This window comes from Frigoribacterium sp. VKM Ac-2836, from assembly GCF_013248995.1.
Lineage (GTDB): Bacteria > Actinomycetota > Actinomycetes > Actinomycetales > Microbacteriaceae > Frigoribacterium.
Genome location: NZ_JABRPK010000001.1, coordinates 191564 through 210252, shown reverse-complemented (window position 1 = coordinate 210252; position 18689 = coordinate 191564). Strand labels below are relative to the sequence as shown.

Sequence of the window (18689 nt, the reverse complement as noted above, 5' to 3'; positions counted from 1 at the left end):
CTGCCCCCTCGCCGGGTGCCTAGAGTCGCACGCCTCGCGCGGCCATGAACGGCACGGGGTTGGTCGAGGCGCCACCCACGCGGGTCTCGAAGTGCAGGTGGCAGCCGGTCGAGTTGCCGGTCGACCCGACGAGCGCGATCAACTGGCCCGCCACGACGCTCTGCCCCCGCGACACCTTGATGCCACCGTTGACGATGTGGCCGTACGCGGTCGAGACGCCACCGCCGTGGCTCACCTGGACGTAGTTGCCGTAACCGCTCGCCTGACCCGCGAAGGTCACGGTGCCCGAGGTCGCGGCGTAGATGGGGCTGTTGCAGCCGGGGGCCAGGTCGATGCCGTCGTGCATGCGGTAGACACCGGTCACCGGGTTGACGCGCATGCCGTAGCCGCTCGACATGTAGCCGGCGCTGGGACGCACCCAGCCCGAGCCGGTCGAGCCGCCACCGCCGCCGCCGGACGAACCGCCACCGGTCGCAGGGGCCGGCGCGGGTGCGGCGGGCGTCGCGGGTCGAGCGGCGGCAGCCGCGGCCGCAGCCGCACGCTGCTGACGCAGGGCCTCGGCCTGACGGGCGGCCTCGGCGGCCGCCGCGGCCTTGCGGGCCTCTTCGGCCTGACGTGCGACCTCGACGCCGGTGGCGTAGTCGGCCTCGGTCTGGAGGCTCTGATCTTGCAGCACGGCGAGCTGGCCCTGGAGGCGCGACTCGTTCTCTTGCTGGGCGGTGACGGCAGCCGCGGCGGCGTCGGAGGCGGCCTGCGCCTCGTCCATCGAGACCTGGGCGGCCCCCTGCAACGTGACGAGAGCGTCCGAGGCGACCTTGGCCTGGTCGGACAGCGACTGCGCGACGTTGCGGTCGTTCACGGCCTGCTGACGGATGCCGTCGGTCTGTTCGGTGAGCTTGCTCATCGCACCCAGCCGGTACAACAGGTCGTCGGCCTGCTCGGTGTCGCCCACGAGCTGCGACGAGACGTTGCCACCACCCGTGCGGGCGAGTTGGGCCGAGACCTGACCGGCGCGCTGCTCGCTCGCGTCGGCCACCGCGGCCTTCTCGTCGGCCTGCGACTGCAGTTCGGCGAGCTTGGCGGCGCCGGCGTCGGCGTCGGCCTGGGCCTTCTCGAACTCGGCACCGAGACGCTCGGCCTCGGCCTGGGCGGAGGACGCGTCGCTCGCGAGCTGGTCGAGCAACCCCTGGATGCGGCCGACCTCGGCGGCCTTGGCCGACTCGCTCGACCGGGCGGCCTGGACGTCGTCCCACGACGGGTACGAGGCGGCCTGCGCGGGTGCGGCGCCCAGCATCGTGCCCGACACGACCAGCGTGAGGGTGAGCAGCACCGTCGAGACGGCGGCGGCGACGCCCTGACGGCGGGGCGGGGTCACGGGCGAAGTCACGGAGGAGCACCTATCTGTGGTCGGTCCCGAGCCCTCAGGACGCGTCGGATCGACGGTCGTCGGGGGTGGGGGACCCGATCAGCCTACGGGCGGAACCGGGAAGGGTAAACCCGCACCTCAAGGTTTCTCGTGATCGGCTTGTCCCCAGTCAGGGGTTCACACCAGGATGCACGACGTGACTTCAGTCACATCCGTCACAGGATCTGTACCCCGAATGGCGAGGAGGCACGGCTGGCCGCCTGCGTCGCCCACGACGACGGGTGTCGCCTGATCACCTCGGGCCGGGCCGCGGGCCGCCGACGAGGGGCACCCCCGGGACCGCCTCGAAGGTCAGTCGACGAAAGCCGAGTTCAGGCGGTGCAACGCCGCGGCGAGGGCGTCGACCTCGCCCGCCGTCCACCCCTCGAGCCGATCGGCCAGAGCGGATCGGTTGGCGTCGACCGAGCGGGCGAGCAGGTCGTGGCCACGGGCGGTCAGCGTGAGGGCCTGGCCCCGTCGCCCGTCGGCCATGACCCCCTCGCCGGACTCGACCAGGCCCAGCTCGACGAGCCCGCCGAGCTGGCGCGAGACGGTCGAGCGGTTGAGGCCGAAGTCCGCCGCGATGTCGGTGGCGCGGCAACCGGGGTTCGAGGCGATGAAGGTGACGAGGGAGTGCTCGACGAACGACAACGGAGCGCTCTTGTGCCGGGCACGGGCCACGGCCCGCCGCGACACGGTCTCGAGTTCCGAGTAGACCGTGTCGATGCCTCGCTGCCCCCGCTGGTCCGTCACGGGGCCAGCCTAACGGCGGGCAGGCGGGAACACCGAGGACGTGGTTTGTGTTGCATAATGCAACTGTATGACCTGATGGGCAACGGCGCCCCCGACCACGAGGAGCCCCGTGACGACCACCGACCTGACCCTGCACCGCCCCGACGACGGCGCGCATCCCGATCAGCACCCGTTCCGGGACGACGCACTCCCTGGCGGCGACGACCGGCCCGACCCGCGCCTCCACCGCGGCCACCAGCACGCCCGGCCGGTGGCCGCGCGGCGCCCACGCCCCGACGCCGCGGCCTGGCGCTCCCTCGCACTGCACGTGCTCATCCCGCTCTTCCTCGCCACCGGCATGGCCCTCGCCTACCTCGGCGCCTTCGGCCACCCGACCCCGCACCACGTGCCGGTCGCGGTGGTGGGCGGTTCCGCCCAGAGCGAGGTCTTCGCCCAGCAGCTCAACGACGCCGATCCCGACGCCCTCGACGTCCGGACCGTGGCCGACGCCGACGCGGCTCGGGCTCTCGTCACCGACCGCGAGATCGCGGGTGCGTTCGAGGTGGGCACGGCCGACGCGACCCTCTACGTCTCGTCCGCCGCGTCGGACACGACCGCGAGCGTGCTGCAGAAGGTCTTCGGGCCCGTCGCCTACCGACTCGGCCTGCCCCTGAAGGTCGACGACGTGGTCCCGAGCGGCCCGGGCGACCCGACCGGTCAGGGGCTGTTCTTCCTGCTCGTCGCCCTCAGCGTCGGCGCGTACGCGAGCGCCGCGGCCATCTCGGCGGCGAGCGCTCGGCTGGGTCTCGGCTCGCGCCTCCTCGCCGGTGTCGCCACGGCAGCAGTGATCGCGGCGATCGGCACCGTCGTCGTCGGCCCCGTCTACGGCATCGTCACGACCGGCCTGTGGGGCGTGGCCCTCGTCAGCTGGTTGTACGTGACCGCCGTCGTCGTGATCGGCATCGGCCTGCACCCCCTGCTGCGGCACTGGACGACGCCCGCCCTGACCATGCTCTTCGTCATGCTGAACTTCACCAGCTCGGGCGGTGTCTTCTCGTCGCAGCTCGTGCCGCCGTTCTTCGCGGCGATCGGTGCCTTCTGGAACGGTTCGGCCTGGCTGCACGCGACCCAGTCGATCGTCTACTTCCCCGGCCAGGGCTGGGGTCGGGCCGCTCTGACGCTCTCGCTCTGGCTCGCCGCCGGGCTCGCCCTCGCAGGCCTGACGCACCTCTGGAGCATCCGGAACACCCGTCTCGCGAACGAGCGGGTCGCCGTCCGCGAGGACGAGGAAGGCATCGTCGCCTGAGCAGGCGGGCGTCGCGGGCCCGTGCGAGACTCGACCGGTGACGACGACGCACGAGACCCTCCGGCCACCCCGACGCGACGAGCGCAACTGGGCGGACAGCTTCAGCTACGGAGCGACGCGGGTCGTGCGACCGAGCACCGTCGACGAGCTGAGCGAGCTCGTGGCGGGGGCTCCGCGCATCCGGGCACTGGGCACGCGACATTCGTTCAGCGACGTGGCCGACGGCCGTGGCCTGCTGGTGTCGACCACGGCCTTGCCCGCCGATCCGGTCATCGCCGAGGACGGCCTCAGCGTCACCGTGGGCGCCGGCACGAACTACGCCTTCGTCGCGCAGCACCTCGATCGACACGGGCTCGCCCTGCTCAACATGGGCTCACTGCCGCACATCTCGGTGGGCGGCGCCGTCGCCACGGGCACCCACGGCTCGGGCCTCGGCCTCGGCAGCCTGTCGAGTGCGGTCTCGGCCCTCGAGATCGTCGGCGCGGACGGGTCTCTGCGAACCGTGCGTCGCGGACAGCCGGGGTTCGACGGCAGCGTCGTCGCCCTGGGCGCCCTGGGCGTCGTCGTCCGGGTCACCCTCGACGTGCAGCCCGGGTTCCGCATGCGGCAGGACACCTACGTCGACCTGCCCTGGTCGAGCGTCGACGACCACCTGCTCGACGTCTTCGGCGCCGGCTACAGCGTGAGCTTCTTCCACGAGTTCGACCATCGCATCCGCGAGGTGCTCGTCAAGTCGCGCGTGCCCGACGGTCTCGCCGACGTGTCGATGCCCCGGGACCTCTGGGGTGCGCGCCCCGCTCCCGTCGACGAGCACGCCGAGGTCACCGGGACGAAGTCGACGCCGATGGACGGCAGCGTCGGGTCATGGGCGGACCGCCTGCCGCACTTCCGCATCGACGCCACCCCCTCGGTCGGCTCGGAGCTGCAGAGCGAGCACTTCGTGGCCCTCGACGACGGCCCCGCCGCCCTCCGGGCCGTGCAACGCCTCGGCGACGACCTGCGCCCCCACCTGCACACCTGCGAGACCCGCACCGTCGCCGGCGACCCCCTCTGGTTGAGCCCGACGCCGCAGGACAGCCTGGGCATCGCCTTCACCTGGAAGAAGCACCCGGCCGAGGTGGCCGCCCTGATCCCCCGCGTCGAGGAGGCCCTGGCCCCGTTCACCCCACGCCCGCACTGGGGCAAGCTGTCCGCCCTGCCGCACACGGCGGTCGTGGCGGCGTATCCGCGACTGGCCGACTTCGCGACCCTCGTGCACGAGGTCGACCCCGACGGCAAGTTCAGCGGACCGGCCCTGGAGCGCCTGCTCGCCTAGCCGCGTCGCGCTGCGGCGCCGGGTCGCGCTGCGGCGCCGGGTCGGGCTGCGGCACCGGGTCGGGGCTCAGTAGGACTCACCGGTGGGGTCGGGCGCCTCGAGGTCGAGCAGCTCGGCACCGCCGACGGGCAGACCCTGCCAGGTCTCCAGTCGCCAGCCGCGGTCGAGGGTGCCCTCGAGGGTGACCACGCCCGTGTTCTCGAGCAGGTGATGACGGATGAAGGCGTCGTCGGCGTTCACCGCTCGGGATCCGACCCAGGCGCGGATGGCCGCACCGTGGCTGACGGCCGCGACCGTCCGATGGCCGTCGCGCTCACCCCCCGCGATGAGTTCGGCCAACGCGGCGTCGTATCGAGCGAAGAACTCGTGACCGTCCTCGGAGCCGGGCACCCGGGCGTCGAGGTCGCCCGAGGCCCAGGCGAAGATACGACCGACGTAGGCCGCGACCGCCTCGGTGTCGCTCCGGTCTTCGAGGTCGCCGGCCTTCACCTCGCGCAGCCCGTCGAGCACCGTCGGCGTGAGCGCCCGGGCCGTCGCCAGGGGTGCCGCCGTGAGCTGGGTGCGCACGAGCGTGCTGACCGCGAGTGCACCGATCGTCTCGTCGGCGAGCGCCGCAGGCAGGGCCTCGGCCTGCCGTCGACCGAGGTCGGTGAGCCCGACGCCGGGGGCGACGGTGCCGAGCTTGCCCTCGACGTTGTCGGGGGTCTGACCGTGACGGATCAACAACAGGCGCATGATCGTCCACCCTACGGCGGACCCCCGACACGGCCGGCGGGCCGGTCGGTCGGTCGATCGGCCGGTGAACGCGACCCGCGCCTCCCGGACTGCGTCCGCTGGTCTCGACCCGCGCCTCCTGGGCTCGGTTGGCAGGTCTCGAGCCGCGCCTCGCGCACCTCCCGCCCCTGCGCCCCCGCTCACCCCGTGCAATTCCCGACCACTGCCGGCGCCGTCGACGTGCCGAACCCGACAGCTCCGCCGGGACACGCCGATCGCTTCCGCGCGGCACGGGCGCGTCGCGGCGTCTTTGTCGCGAATTGCACAGCGATCGGGCGGGAGGCGGGGAGGCGGGAGTCGAGGAGGCGGGAGTCGAGGAGGCTCGGTGCGGGCGGGCGGGCGGTCAGGCGTCGGGCCAGAGGCGGCCGGCGTCCACGACCACGTCGGCCCGGGCACGGGTGGTCCGGACGAGCCGGGCGTTCGCCTCGTCCGGGCCGGCGGCCCAGGCCGCAGCGGCCTCGGGAGTCATGCCGAACCGGACGTGCCGGGCGACGAGCCACCGACGGCGCAGCCCGGCCGGGGTGTCGACGAACCACACCTCGTCGAACGCCGAGCGCACGTCGGGCCACGGTGCGAGCTCGGCCAGCAGGTAGTTCCCCTCGCTGACCACGACCTCGACCGAGGGGTCGACCTCGATCGCGCCGCCGATCGACTCCTCGACGCCGCGGACGTACTCGGGTGCCCACACCGTCGTCGAGCGCGACCGCAACCGCCGGAGCAGGCTCAGGTAGCCGCCGGCGTCGAACGTGTCGATCGCTCCCTTCCGGTCGAGGCGACCGAGTCGTCCCAGGGACGATCCGGCGAGGTGGAAGCCGTTCATCGGCACGACCACGGCACGCACCCCGACCCGGACGAGTCCCTCGACGAGCGCTGCAGCGGCCGTGCTCTTGCCGCCACCGGGCTCGCCGGCGACGCCGATCAGGGTGCGGACGGGAACCGAGGCCGAGCCGGCGGCCGTCGCGACGCCCGGCGAGGAGCCGAGTCGCGCCTCCTGCGTCCGGGCGTGGACCGCGAGGGCTCGGGCGACGCAGTCGTCGACCGAGCCGAGCGGCGTGCCGGTCACTCGGGGCGGCCGGCCGCGTCGGGCCCGGTGCCCGCGTCGTCGCCGAGGTCGGCGGTCCGGAGCTCGGTGAGGGCGGCCTCGCGGCGCGACCGGCGCCAGGCGAGCAGGGCGTGCAGGGCGATCGGGACGACCGACAGCACAACGAGCACGACCGCGAGCACGTCGATGTGGTCTCGGATGAACGGGATGCCGCCGAGAAGCGAACCGAGCACGGTCATGCCCACGGCCCAGAGGAAGGCACCCGTCACGTTGAAGAGCACGAACTTGCGGTACCGGTAGCCCGCGGTCCCGGCGGCGAGCGGGACGTAGGTGCGGACGATCGGGACGAACCGACCGAGGATCAGGCTCGTGCCGCCGTACTTCGCGAAGAACGCCTCGGCACGCTCGAGGTAGGCCGTCTTGAGGATGCGCGCGTCGTCCGAGAACAGGCGGCGGCCGAAGCGGTTGCCCAGGAAGTAGCCCACCTGGTCGCCGAGCACCGCAGCGACGAAGGCGCAGAGCGCGATCACCCAGACCTGCAGGCCGAGGGCCTCGTGCAGCACGCCGGCCGTGAAGAGCAGCGAGTCACCGGGCAAGAAGGGGAACAGCACACCCGACTCGATGAACACCATCAGCGAGATGCCCGCGAGGGCCCAGGGACCGAGGGCTGGCAGCAGCTCGTCCGGGTTGAACAGGACGAACCCCCCGCCGGTCGAGGCGGGCAGGGCGGCGAGCAAGGCGTCGGCGATCACGAGGGACGACCCTAACCGGTCGACCCCGCCCTCGGGTGTCCGTCGAGGGGACCACGCCGCCGTCCGCCGGTCTCGTTCGAGCGGGGGATGCCCTCGACAGCCCCCACCCCTAGCCTGGATCGATGCGGACACCCCTCAGCATGCCGACGACAGGACGCACGCGATGATCGAAGCCCGGAACCTCACGAAGATCTACGGAGACAAGCGCGCGCTCGACGACGCGACGTTCACGGTCCGACCCGGTCTCGTCACCGGGTTCCTCGGCCCGAACGGCGCCGGCAAGTCGACCACCATGCGCATGATCGTGGGCCTCGACCGTCCCACCAGCGGCAGCGTCACGGTCAACGGCAAACGTTTCGCCGACCACGCGGCGCCCCTGCACGAGGTCGGTGTCCTGCTGGACGCCAAGGCCGTGCACACCGGGCGCAGCGCCCACGACCACCTGCTCGCCATGGGCGCCACCCACGGCATCGGCAAGAAGCGCGTCGACGAGGTGATCGCGCTGACCGGACTCGAGTCGGTCGCGAAGAAACGCGTGGGCGGTTTCTCGCTCGGCATGGGCCAGCGTCTCGGCATCGCCGCCGCGCTGCTCGGCGACCCCGCCACCGTCATCCTCGACGAGCCGGTCAACGGCCTCGACCCCGAGGGCGTCGTCTGGGTGCGCACCCTGGCCCGTTTCCTCGCAGGCGAGGGCCGCACCGTGTTCCTCTCGTCGCACCTGATGAGCGAGATGGCACAGACCGCCGACCACCTCATCGTGCTCGGTCGGGGCAAGGTGCTCGCCGACTCCCCCATCTCGGACGTCATCTCGCAGGCCTCTGGCGACGCGGTCCGCGTCCGCAGCCCGCACGCCGACCACCTCGTCTCGCTGCTGCAGGGGCCCGACGTCGCCGTCACGGCCGTCGAACCCGGCGTGGTCGAGCTGCGGGGCATCAGCGCCGAGCGCGTCGGCGATCTCGCCGCCTCGTCCGGCGTCGTGCTGCACGAACTCACCCCGCTCGTCCGCTCCCTCGAGGACGCCTACATGACCCTCACGCAAGACTCCGTCGAATACCACGCAGGAGGCGCGGCGCGAGGCAGCCACGTCGCCGGCGAGGCGCAGACCCCCCAGGGAGCGATCCGATGACCGCCACGACCCCCACCCGTCACGGCGACCGCCCTGCGCGTCCGACCTCGAAGCTCACCTTCGGAGGCGTCCTGCGCAGCGAGGTCATCAAGCTGCGGACCCTGCGTTCGACCTGGTGGTGCCTGTCGATCATGGTCGTCATCATCGTCGGCTTCGGCGCGCTGTTCGCGTTCAGCGCGGGCCTGTTCGAGGCCGGTCAGGCCAGCAGCGAACAACAGCAGCAGATCGTCGCGCAGTCCGTCTCGGTCGGCGTGGTCTTCGGCCAGCTCGTGGCGTCGATCCTCGGCGTCCTGGTGATCACCGGCGAGTTCGGCACCGGCATGATCCGATCGACCTTCTCGACGGTGCCCAAGCGCCTGCCCGCGGTGATCGCCAAGCTCGTGGTCATCGCGGTGACCCTCTTCGTGGTGTCGCTGGTCGCGCTCGTCCTGACCCTGCTGATCAACAGCGCGATCCTCCCGTCGAACGACATCACGGTCGACTTCGGCGACGGTGCCCTCTGGCGCAGCGTGATCGGCGCCGCCGCGTCGATCGCCTTCACCGGCATGATCGCCTTCTCGCTCGGTGCCATCATCCGCAACGGCGCCGGGGCCATCGCGGCCGCGGTCGGCCTGGTCTTCGTGCTGCCGATCATCGTGCAGATCTTCACGGCGTTCGTCGACGCCGCCTGGGTCTACACGCTGGCCGAGATCATCCCGCCGAACGCCGCCGCCCGGCTGTACGACTACGTCGTCTCCGGCCAGTCGGCCATGGCGCTGCCGAGTCCCGACGGCGCGCTCGTCCTCGAACCGTGGAGTGCCCTGTTGGTGCTCATCGGGTGGGTCGTGGTGCTCTTCGGACTGGCGCTCGCGCTCGTCAAGCGACGCGACGTCTGACCGACCCGCACCGCGCCTCCTCGGGGTGACGGCGACGCGTTCGTGACGGATCGGGAAGAACCGGACCGTCTCGTACGTTCAGCCGCACAGGCACACCCGCCGTCACCTCCGAGGAGCCCCATTTGAGCATCGATCCCTCTCCCCCGACGACCGTCGGCGACAGCCGAGCCCGCGACAGCGGAGACGGCACCACCCCGGCAGCCGGAGTCGACAGCGACCAGACCGGCACCGAGGCCCGCAACAAACTCGTCATCGGGCTGCTGCTCGTCTCGGCCTTCGTGGTGATCCTCAACGAGACGATCATGGGCGTCGCCCTGCCCAGCCTCACGCGTGACCTCGACATCACGGTCACGGCCGGTCAGTGGTTGACCACGGGCTTCATGCTCACCATGGCCGTGGTCATCCCGATCACGGGCTTCCTGCTGCAGCGGTTCAACACCCGCCCCGTGTTCATCACCGCGATGAGTCTGTTCAGCCTGGGCACGGCCATCTCGGCGATCGCGCCCGGCTTCGGCGTGCTGCTGCTCGGCCGGGTCGTGCAGGCCTCGGGCACGGCCATCATGATGCCGCTGCTGATGACCACCGTGCTCACCCTCGTGCCGCCGGCCACGCGCGGCCGCACCATGGGCAACATCTCCATCGTCATCTCGGTCGCCCCGGCCATCGGACCGACCATCTCGGGCGTCATCCTGAGCGTGCTCGAGTGGCGCTTCATGTTCATCCTCGTGCTGCCGATCGCCCTCGCCGCGCTCGCCCTCGGTGCCGCCCGCGTCAAGAACGTCACCACCCCGAAGAAGGTTCCGCTCGACGTCACCTCGGTCATCCTCTCGGCTTTCGCCTTCGGTGGGATCGTCTTCGGCCTCAGCTCGATCGGCGAGGGGGCCGAGGCCGCCGTGCCCGCCTGGGTGCCGCTCGCCGTCGGTGTCGTCGCGCTCGTCGCGTTCGTCCTGCGTCAGCGCTCCTTGCAGCGCCGCGACCGGGCCCTGCTCGACCTCCGGACGTTCTCGTCGCGCACCTTCACGATCTCGGCCTCGGTGCTCGGCGTCGGCATGATCGCCCTCTTCGGCACCCTGATCGTGCTGCCGATCTACCTGCAGAACGTCCACGGCCTCGACCCGCTCGCCACCGGGCTGCTGCTGCTGCCCGGCGGTCTCGTCCAGGGGCTGTTGTCGCCCGTCGTCGGCCGCCTGTTCGACAGGTACGGCCCGACCGTGCTGCTCGTGCCCGGCACCACGCTCGTGAGCGCCGTGCTCTGGTTCATGTCGACGGTGTCCGAGTCCACACCGATCCCGATGGTGCTCGGTGCACACGTCGCCCTCAGCATCGGGCTGGCCTTCATGTTCACCCCGCTGTTCACCTCGGGCCTGGGTTCGCTGCCGTCGAACCTGTACTCGCACGGCAGCGCCATCGTCGGCACGGTCCAGCAGCTGGCCGGAGCCGCCGGCACCGCCGTGTTCGTCACGGTCATGACCTTGGCCGCGACCGCAGCCGCCAGCCAGTCCGGTGCCGGCGTCGCCGCGACCGGAGCAGGCGTTCGCGCCGCGTTCCTCGTCGGTGCGATCATCTCGGTCTTCGCCGTCGTGGGGTCGTTCTTCGTCCGACGCCCGCCGGTCGTCGAGGGAGCCGAGCCGGTCGTCGCGCACTAGTCGATCGCAGCTCGGCCCGTGACGGTCGAGTCACCGATGGTCGCCGCCTCCTCAGGAGGCGGCGACCATCGTCGTCCGGCGGGCAAGCCGCCCGGGCCGGCGGGCCCTGAGGGCGGCAGGCCGGCAGGGCCGGCAGGGCCGGCGGGAGGGTGGAGCCGCAGACCCTGACGACGCCGACCGTCGCCGCCCCGTCGACCTTCGCCCCCCCCTCGAGTGGTGACGCCGGCGTCCTCTGCACCCGCGCCTCCTGACCCTCCCGTCTCAGCGATCCCGCGACTCCCCGAGCCCGCGGTCCCGGGGCAGACCGGCAGACGCGGCAACTCCTGATCCCCGGCGGCGCGCCTCGTCCGGACTCGAGTCTCCTCCGCCCGCTACTCCTCGAATCTCCTGAGTTCTCGACGAGCGCCCCCCTCGGTTCTCTCTCCTTCTCGACGTCGGGTGCGACGCGGACAGGGCAGCCGGGCGCGAGTAGCGTCCGTGCACGTGCACATTCTGCAGAGTTGCAGTCTGTGCATTCCTCGTCGCGCACCACTGGGAGGTCGACCCATGAGCAGTTCACCCACCACCTCGCCCAACGGTGCCTCGGGCGGGGGGACGCGCAGTCTCGTCCCGGCCCGGATGGACCGCCTGCCGTGGACGAGGTTCCACTGGTCGATCGTCGTGGGCCTCGGGTTCTCCTGGGTGCTCGACGGGCTCGAGATCCAGATCGTCGCGTCGGCCGGGTTCCAGGCGGACCTCGGGCTGACCGCGGCCGAGGTCGGCCTGCTGGGGACGATCTACCTGGTCGGCCAAGTCTTCGGTGCCTTGATCTTCGGACGCATGGCCGACAGCCTCGGCCGGAAGAAGCTGTTCATCCTGACCCTGGCGATCTACCTCGTGGCGAGCGCCATCGCCGGGTTGTCACCGAACTTCGTGTTCCTGGCCGTGTTCCGGTTCTTCGCCGGGGCCGGGATCGGCGGCGAGTACGCCGCCATCAACTCGGCGATCGACGAGCTCATCCCGTCCAGATACCGCGGTCGCGTGGACATCGCGATCAACGGCACGTACTGGGGCGGCGCGGCCCTGGGGGCGACCGCCAACATCTTCCTGTTGAACCCCGACCTGTTCGCCGAAAACGTCGGCTGGCGCATCGGGTTCTTCATCGGCCCGGTGCTCGGACTCGCGATCATCTACCTGCGACGGCACATCCCCGAGAGCCCACGATGGCTCATGACGCACGGCCGCGAGCAGGAGGCCGAGGCCACGGTCGACGACATCGAAGCTCGAGTCGAACGTGACAAGGGCACCGATCACCTCAGCTCCGTGTCCGACGACCAGGCCATCGAGGTCGTCGCCGCGGGTCGGATCGCCTTCGGGACCATCATCCGCACCCTGGTGCGCGATTACCCCAAGCGCACCTTCGTCGGTGCCGCGATGATGATCACGCAGTCGTTCCTCTACAACGCGATCTTCTTCACCTACGCGCTCGTCCTGCAGAACTTCTACGGCACGAGCCCCAGCAGCACGCAGTACTTCTTCCTGATCTTCGCCGTGGGCAACCTGCTCGGGCCGCTCGTGCTGGGCCCGCTTTTCGACAGCTGGGGTCGACGGCAGATGATCTTCTTGACCTACGCCGTCTCGGCTGCCGTCCTGGCCGTGTCGGCGATCCTCTTCCAGGCGCATGTCTTGAACGCCGCGACGCAGACCGCGTTCTGGAGCGTCTCGTTCTTCTTCGCCTCGGCCGGGGCGTCGTCGGCCTATCTGACGGTGAGCGAGATCTTCCCGCTCGAGCTACGAAGCCAGGTGATCGGCTACTTCTTCGCCCTGGGTCAGATCGTCGGCGCCGTCGCGCCCAGTCTCTACGGAGCCCTGATCGGCGACGGCAGCGACCGCGGCCCCTTGACCGGCGGGTACTTCCTCGGCGCGGGCGTCATGCTGGTCGGCGGTGTCATCGCCCTGATCTTCGGTGTGGACGCGGCTCGCAAGTCGCTCGAGACCATCACGACTCCACTCTCCGTCGTGGGTCGGCACCTCACGTGACCCCGGACGACATCGCGTGACCGGCGCGCCGTCGAGGAACCGCGAGCCGCCACCTCCTGCGACCTCGCGGCCCGAGCAGCCGCGGGAGGGAGGCACGAGCGACGCCGCCGACCGGACGCGGGCCGCCCGCGATTCGGATCAGGACGTCGATCGCCGCAGCCGTCGACGTCCACCTGTCTCGCACCATCAGCGAGCTCGCCCGAAACGGGATACGGCCCTCACGGGCGATGTCCGCGTCCTTGAGCCGGTCCTCGTCGAACCGCCTGTCGTGATGCGCTCGGCCGTCGGTCTCGAAGCCGACGACCCCGTCGACCACCATGTCGATGATCTTGAGGGTCCCTGCGATGGGAACCTGACGAACCACGTGGTGCCCGGCGCGGCGAAGTCTCGTACCGGCGCTGCTCTCGAGGATGCTCTCCGCGCCTCCGTCGCTCCAGGCCACGAGACCGGCGGCGTCGGCGCTCCTGCGGGACAAGACCTCGGTCGCGTCCTCGTCGTCCAGCACGATGCCCGCGTCTCTGGCCCAGTCGACGAGGATGACCGCGTCTTCGAGCGAGTGCGTCTCGACGACCGCACGGGCCAGAGCATCTCGAGGGTCGACGGCCCACGTCGAACCCCGGCTGCTCAGCTCGACGGGGTCCCACACGACTCGGACGTGTCGTCGCCTCCGGAGGCGCGACGCCGTGACGGGAACCGACACCGTGACGGGTGCGCGGCGCCACGACCATGCTCCGAGCAGGTGCAAGGCGGAGGCGCCCGTGAGCCGCCCGCCGACGGCCACCGCGACATGGCGGGGGTCAAGGGACGGCCACGTCGAGTACCACCCCCGGCGGGGCCTGCTGACGCTCCGCGACCGGACCGCGACGGTGAGGTGACGGTCGGTGGCTCCCTGCGAGACCAGGTCGCGTTTGTGGAGCAACCCTCCGGCGGACGTGACGAGTTCGGCGATGGTGGTCATGCCATCGAGCGTGTCCGAGTCCCGGTGACCGCCCCGCGCTCGGCACTCGTCTCGGGGGACGGGGCGGCGGACGAGGGGCTTGGGGACGAGACGACGTCGAACCGGTGTCGCGTGCCTGACCGCCGACGAGAGTGCCCGTCGAGAACTCCTGCTTCAGGTGCACACGACGAGGCCAGACCTCGTCAGGGCCGTTCCGTCGACAGCAGCGGCCAGGAGTTGCCGCCGTCGCCGCACGGCTCGATGCGGGCGCAAGACGGTGGCGCGGGAAGCACGACGGCCAGGCGACCGCCGGCGTGCCCAGGTTCGGCGCGGCCGGCGGTGACGCGATCAGGGGCCGGAGAATGCGGGGGTCATGCCCTCGAGTTCGGGGCCGAGGCCGATGTCGACGAGCACGACGCGTCCGGCCAGCCCCGAACTCGGTCCCGTGAGCAGCCCGACCTTGTGCCCACCGAACGTGACCGTCACATCCGCCGGCAGCACCGACGGCGGATCGGGGAGGGTCCCGTCGTCGACTCCGATGCCGCTGGGAACGTCGACGGCGACCACGATCGGCGTCGATGCTCCCGGGCGCGCCGCCGACGCCGCAGCCGGACCCGTGACCGCCGGCAGCACGGCCCGCACCACACGGCGTGCGTCGCCGCGGAGCCCGACGCCGCTCGACCCCGTTCCCACCAGTCCGTCGAGGACGACGTCGTATCCAGGCATCCTCTCGGCCACCGTCCCGGGATCGCACCACAGCCCCGTGTCGTCGAGAGTGGCCCCGGCGGCCAGCGCCGCAGCGAGCGCCGCCCCGTGTACGCGGTTCCCCACGGGCACCACGGTCACCGCGCCTCCACGGGGTAGGAGGTCGCACGCCAGCGACTCGCCCGCGTAGAGCGCGTCTGCCCCGTTGTTGCCGCTGCCCGCCAGCAGCAGCACCCGGGCCGCACGGCCCTGCCGTGACCCGAAGGAGGCGCGGAGCAGGTCGCGGACGACATCGGCGAGCCCGTCGGCGGCACGCTGCATCAGGGCTTCGCCGGCCTCGAGGTGTGGACGTTCCGCCTCGCGGATCTGCGCCGCCGTCCATGCCTCGACCATGCCCCCAGCTTGCTCCGATCGTCGGTCGGTCGACCGGGCCTGACCCGCCACGACCCACCTGGGGCGAACCGGACCCCGGCCCTGCGGGCGGCCGTCGACGGCAGGAGGACGTGCCGACGTGGCGTCACCCCCGACGGCAACTCCTGAGGACGGGGGCGGCCCGCTCCCGTGGCACCGCTCGGAGGCGGTGCCGGCGGCACGACGCAGGAGTTGCCGACGTCGGTCGTGAAGCCCCTGGACCGTCGCGGTGCGGGGCGGGGCGGGGCGCGGCGCGGCGCGGTGCGGGGCGGGGCGCGGGGCGGGGCGCGCGGCGCGGGCGGGGCGCGGTGCGGGCGGGGCGCGCGGCGCGGCGGCACGGGATCGGCGAGCACTACGACCACAACCCGCGCGCGGCTGCACGGCGCTGCCAGACTGGGCGGATGCGTGCGACCATCCCGAACCCCGTCGACGGCACCGAGATCGCCTACGAGGTCGACGGTGACGGTCCGCCCCTGCTGCTCGTGCACGGCTCGGGCCTGTCGCGGGGCACCTGGAGGGGCCTCGGGTACCTCCGCGACCTGCAGCGTGACTTCACGGTGGTGGCCCTCGACATGCGCGGCCACGGCAAGAGCGGGAAGCCCCACGAGTCCACGTCCTACGACATGCGTCTGCACCGCGGTGACGTCGCGGCCGTGCTCGACGCGACGGGGCTCGAACCGGCGCACTACGTCGGTTACTCGTTCGGGGCCCGCATCGGATTGTCGATCGCGGCGCACGAGCCCGACCGGCTCCGCACGCTGACCACGATCGGTGGCAGCTGGGCCCCGATGAACGGCAACATCGGTGCCACCTTCACGCCCGACTGGCACGACGCCCTGACGACGGGAGGCATGGCGCGCTTCGTGGACCGGTGGGGCGAGACCATCGGCCGTCCGATCGACCCCGAGACCCGCCTGGCCTTCATGCAGGACGATCCGGCGGCACTGGCCGCCTTCTTCACCGCGGCCGAGACCGGGGGTGGTCTCACGATCCCGCAGCTCGACTCGGTCGAGGTCCCCACGCTGCTGCTCGCCGGAACGCGTGACGTCGACCGTCACCGTGAGTCGCAGGAGGCCGCCCGGCGCATGCCCGCCGCCGTCTTCTACTCGCTCGTCGGCCAGGACCACGCCTCGTCACTGCTGCCTGTCGACCAGGTCAGCGACCTGCTCCGCACCTTCCTCGAGACCGTCGACGCCTGAGCCGTCGACACTCGGGGCCCCCGAGATCTGAGGCCGCCATCCGGAGGCGCGGCACCGGCAACCCGGACACCCCGGGAGGCGCGGCGCAGCCCCCGGGACCGCCTCCCCCTCGAGACGGCGGCCACGGGGACCGGTCCGGCGCGCGGTCGCGCGCGGCGGCTGCGACAATGGGCGGACCATGGGCATGAGTCGGCGAGCGTTCTTGACGGGTTCGGTCTCGGGGGCCGCGATCCTCGTGCTGTCCGCGTGCACGACGGGGGCGCCCGCGCCCACCGGCAGCCCGACCCCGGCGGCCACCGGCACGCCGTCTCCGACTCCGACTCCGACCCCTGGGGCCACCGTCGTCCCGGCGGCCTTCCGCCGTAGCTCGTGGACCGACGACCCCTACGCGCTCGGGGCGACGAGCCACCTCACGCCCGGCACGTCCGACGCCGACCGCAGACTGCTCGGCACCCCCCTTGACGACCGCCTTTTCTTCGCCGGCGAGGCCGTCGCCGGGGCTTTGGGCGGCACCGTCTACGGAGCCCGCCAATCGGGCTTCGACGTCGCGGCGCAGGTCGCCGAGGTCGCCGGGGCGGACGAACGCATCGCCGTGATCGGCGCGGGCATCGCGGGCGCCACCGCGGCGCGCTCCTTGGCCGACCGTGGCTACGACGTCGTCGTCGTCGAGGCCCGTGGCCGGGTCGGCGGCCGGGTGCACAGCGTGCACGACGACGACTGGCCCTACCCGGTCGAGCTCGGCGTGGGTCTGCTCGGCGGGCCCGACGCGGTGGCCCTCGAGGCTGCCCTCGCCCTCGCCCGGGTCCGCACGCGACCGCTCGACGACACCGTCGAGGTCCGGACGTCCGACGGGACGGTCGACTCGCTCGGCGACGCCGCCGGCCGTCTCGACCAGGCCGCCTCCTGGGCTGCGGCTCGGGCCACGACGAGTGACGCAGACACCGGCACGAGCGTCGCCGACGCCCTCGCCGGGTCCGGGGCCGACCAGGTCTCGACCCTGCCCGGCTCCGACGGAGTCTCGGACGCCGACCGTCTCGCCCTCGTGCTCGACGACCTGCTGCCGGCCCGCTGGGGAGCGGGGGCCGACGACCTGGCCGTCGCGACGCTCGGCGACGATCCGGCGCTCGACCTGCTGCCGACCGGTGCCACCCTGGTGACCGGTGGTCTGTCGGGCTTCGTCTCGGGCCTGCTCGACGGCCTCGACGTCCTGCGCGACAGCAACGTCGTCCGCGTGCAGTACGGCGACCGGGGTGTCGGGCTCCGGCTCGCCACGGGCGAGTCGCTCTCGGTCGACCGTGCCGTGTCGACGATCCCCCTCGGGGTGCTGAAGACCGGGGTCCCCGAGTTCTCGCCCGAGCTGCCGTCCACCCATGCCGACGCCATCGAGGCGCTCGGCGTCGGCGACCGCGAGGTGCTCTGGCTGCGCTTCGACGAAGCCTTCTGGTCCACCCAGGCCACGGTCTGGGCCGTGCTCGACGAGGACGCGCCCTACCGACTCTTCGTGAACCTGATGCCGGCCACCGGAGCCCCCGTGCTGGTCGCCCTGACCGGTGGCGACGCGGCGACCGAGGTCGGCGCCCTCGACGACGACGCGGCGGTGGCGGCGGCGATGCGCAGCCTGGCGCCCTACCTCGACCTCGTGGCCGCAGGGTCCCCCGCGCCCACCGACGGGCCGACGCCCGACCCGACGTCGTGACCCGCGCCTCCTGGTCCTCCGACCGAAGGAGGCGCGGCACGCGTCGGTGACGCCGGCCCCCCACCCGGCCGGGCCCGCGCGTGCGGCCGCACGTGGCTGAGCGCGACGAGTGCGACGAGCACGCCGACGATCGTGCCGAGCGCGATGCCGTTGTACAGCAGGAACTCGCCCGGCCAGGTCACCTGCGCCGGGTCGAGGAAGAAGTACGGGTACCAGCCGACGTCGGCACCGCGGACGATCGTGAACACGCCCCAGACGAGCGGGAAGACCAGCACGATCGACACCACGCGCCAGCGCACCCGGGGTCGATCGGGCCCGAACACCCAGTCGACGAGCACGAAGGTCGGGATCACGAAGTGCAGCAGCTGGCTCGACCAGGGCACCTCGATGCGGTAGTTGTGGCCGGCCGACTCGGCGACGATGATGCCGAACACGATGCCCGACACGATGACGTACGTGCTGACCAGGGCGTGGACCCCCGCGAACCACCCGGGTTCCGCCCGACCACGCAGTACCAGCACCCCCGCCACCGCGAGCACCACGACGTTGGCCATGTTGCTCTGCTGCGTGAAGTAGCTGAAGTAGTTGATCGAGCTGAAGGTGCTGAACCCGAGCACGTACACGAAGTCGGCGACCAGCGCGACGACGCCGACGGCGGCCGCGAGCAGGCGTAGGACGCCGACGAACCGTCGCACCGTGTCACGCCCTCCGGGTCTGGTCGGCTGTGGTCTGGGGAGACGTCGATCGTA

At 72.1% G+C, this 18689-nt stretch carries 16 protein-coding genes; 8 read left to right on the top strand and 8 right to left on the bottom strand.

Annotation, left to right across the window (positions count from 1 at the left end; all coding sequences use genetic code 11):
• Positions 1-19: 19 nt before the first annotated feature.
• Both HRF36_RS16180 and HRF36_RS00980 read right to left on the bottom strand, forming a co-directional pair.
• The gene (locus HRF36_RS16180) at positions 20-1387 is read right to left on the bottom strand and encodes a peptidoglycan DD-metalloendopeptidase family protein (RefSeq protein WP_173204935.1); all 1368 of its coding nucleotides are present in this window, start codon (positions 1385-1387) and stop codon (positions 20-22) included.
• Positions 1388-1717: 330 nt separating this feature from the next.
• Positions 1718-2158, bottom strand: a complete 441-nt coding sequence (locus HRF36_RS00980) for a MarR family winged helix-turn-helix transcriptional regulator (RefSeq protein WP_173204932.1) — start codon at positions 2156-2158, stop codon at positions 1718-1720.
• 109 nt (positions 2159-2267) lie between these two features.
• On the opposite strand from HRF36_RS00980, the gene HRF36_RS00975 reads away from it, so the two are divergent.
• Positions 2268-3443, top strand: coding sequence for a hypothetical protein (locus HRF36_RS00975; protein ID WP_173204929.1), 1176 nt, complete (start codon positions 2268-2270; stop codon positions 3441-3443).
• Between the two features lie 37 nt (positions 3444-3480).
• Positions 3481-4758: an FAD-binding protein gene (locus HRF36_RS16175; protein WP_173204926.1), complete on the top strand. Its 1278-nt coding sequence runs from the start codon at positions 3481-3483 to the stop codon at positions 4756-4758.
• 66 nt (positions 4759-4824) lie between these two features.
• On the opposite strand, the gene HRF36_RS00965 is transcribed toward HRF36_RS16175, so the two are convergent.
• The 3 genes from HRF36_RS00965 to HRF36_RS00955 form a co-directional block, all read right to left on the bottom strand.
• On the bottom strand, positions 4825-5493 hold the full coding sequence (locus tag HRF36_RS00965) for a histidine phosphatase family protein (protein ID WP_173204923.1): 669 nt from the start codon (positions 5491-5493) through the stop codon (positions 4825-4827).
• Between the two features lie 382 nt (positions 5494-5875).
• On the bottom strand, positions 5876-6595 hold the full coding sequence (locus HRF36_RS00960; RefSeq protein WP_173204920.1) for a nucleoside/nucleotide kinase family protein: 720 nt from the start codon (positions 6593-6595) through the stop codon (positions 5876-5878).
• On the bottom strand, positions 6592-7323 hold the full coding sequence (locus HRF36_RS00955; RefSeq protein ID WP_371740040.1) for a DedA family protein: 732 nt from the start codon (positions 7321-7323) through the stop codon (positions 6592-6594). The genes HRF36_RS00960 and HRF36_RS00955 overlap by 4 nt, the downstream gene beginning before the upstream one ends.
• A gap of 166 nt (positions 7324-7489) precedes the next feature.
• Between HRF36_RS00955 and HRF36_RS00950 the strand changes: the two genes are divergently transcribed.
• The 4 genes from HRF36_RS00950 to HRF36_RS00935 all read left to right on the top strand — a co-directional run bounded on the left by HRF36_RS00950 (position 7490) and on the right by HRF36_RS00935 (position 12992).
• Positions 7490-8452: an ABC transporter ATP-binding protein gene (locus tag HRF36_RS00950; protein ID WP_173204917.1), complete on the top strand. Its 963-nt coding sequence runs from the start codon at positions 7490-7492 to the stop codon at positions 8450-8452.
• A complete protein-coding gene (locus HRF36_RS00945) occupies positions 8449-9327 on the top strand; it encodes an ABC transporter permease subunit (protein WP_173204904.1) in 879 nt (292 codons plus the stop codon). Before HRF36_RS00950 ends, HRF36_RS00945 begins: the two co-directional genes overlap by 4 nt.
• 128 nt (positions 9328-9455) lie before the next feature.
• Entirely contained in the window at positions 9456-10973 is a 1518-nt protein-coding gene (locus HRF36_RS00940; protein ID WP_173207744.1) for a DHA2 family efflux MFS transporter permease subunit, read from the top strand.
• Between the two features lie 618 nt (positions 10974-11591).
• Positions 11592-12992 carry an MFS transporter gene (locus HRF36_RS00935; RefSeq protein WP_217270901.1) on the top strand — a complete coding sequence of 467 codons (1401 nt, stop codon included), beginning with the start codon at positions 11592-11594 and terminating at the stop codon, positions 12990-12992.
• On the opposite strand, the gene HRF36_RS00930 is transcribed toward HRF36_RS00935, so the two are convergent.
• Complete coding sequence (locus HRF36_RS00930; protein ID WP_173204900.1) at positions 12985-13950, bottom strand: glycyl-tRNA synthetase; 966 nt, start codon at positions 13948-13950, stop codon at positions 12985-12987. The genes HRF36_RS00935 and HRF36_RS00930 overlap by 8 nt on opposite strands.
• Positions 13951-14277: 327 nt before the next feature.
• Positions 14278-15027, bottom strand: a complete 750-nt coding sequence (locus HRF36_RS00925; protein ID WP_173204897.1) for an NAD(P)H-hydrate epimerase — start codon at positions 15025-15027, stop codon at positions 14278-14280.
• Between the two features lie 419 nt (positions 15028-15446).
• Between HRF36_RS00925 and HRF36_RS00920 the strand changes: the two genes are divergently transcribed.
• Positions 15447-16244 carry an alpha/beta fold hydrolase gene (locus tag HRF36_RS00920; RefSeq protein WP_173204894.1) on the top strand — a complete coding sequence of 266 codons (798 nt, stop codon included), beginning with the start codon at positions 15447-15449 and terminating at the stop codon, positions 16242-16244.
• 184 nt (positions 16245-16428) lie between these two features.
• On the top strand, positions 16429-17940 hold the full coding sequence (locus tag HRF36_RS00915; RefSeq protein WP_173204891.1) for an FAD-dependent oxidoreductase: 1512 nt from the start codon (positions 16429-16431) through the stop codon (positions 17938-17940).
• Here the strand turns inward: HRF36_RS00915 and HRF36_RS00910 are convergent.
• Positions 17871-18635, bottom strand: coding sequence for a Pr6Pr family membrane protein (locus tag HRF36_RS00910; protein ID WP_173204888.1), 765 nt, complete (start codon positions 18633-18635; stop codon positions 17871-17873). The genes HRF36_RS00915 and HRF36_RS00910 overlap by 70 nt on opposite strands.
• Positions 18636-18689 lie beyond the last annotated feature (54 nt).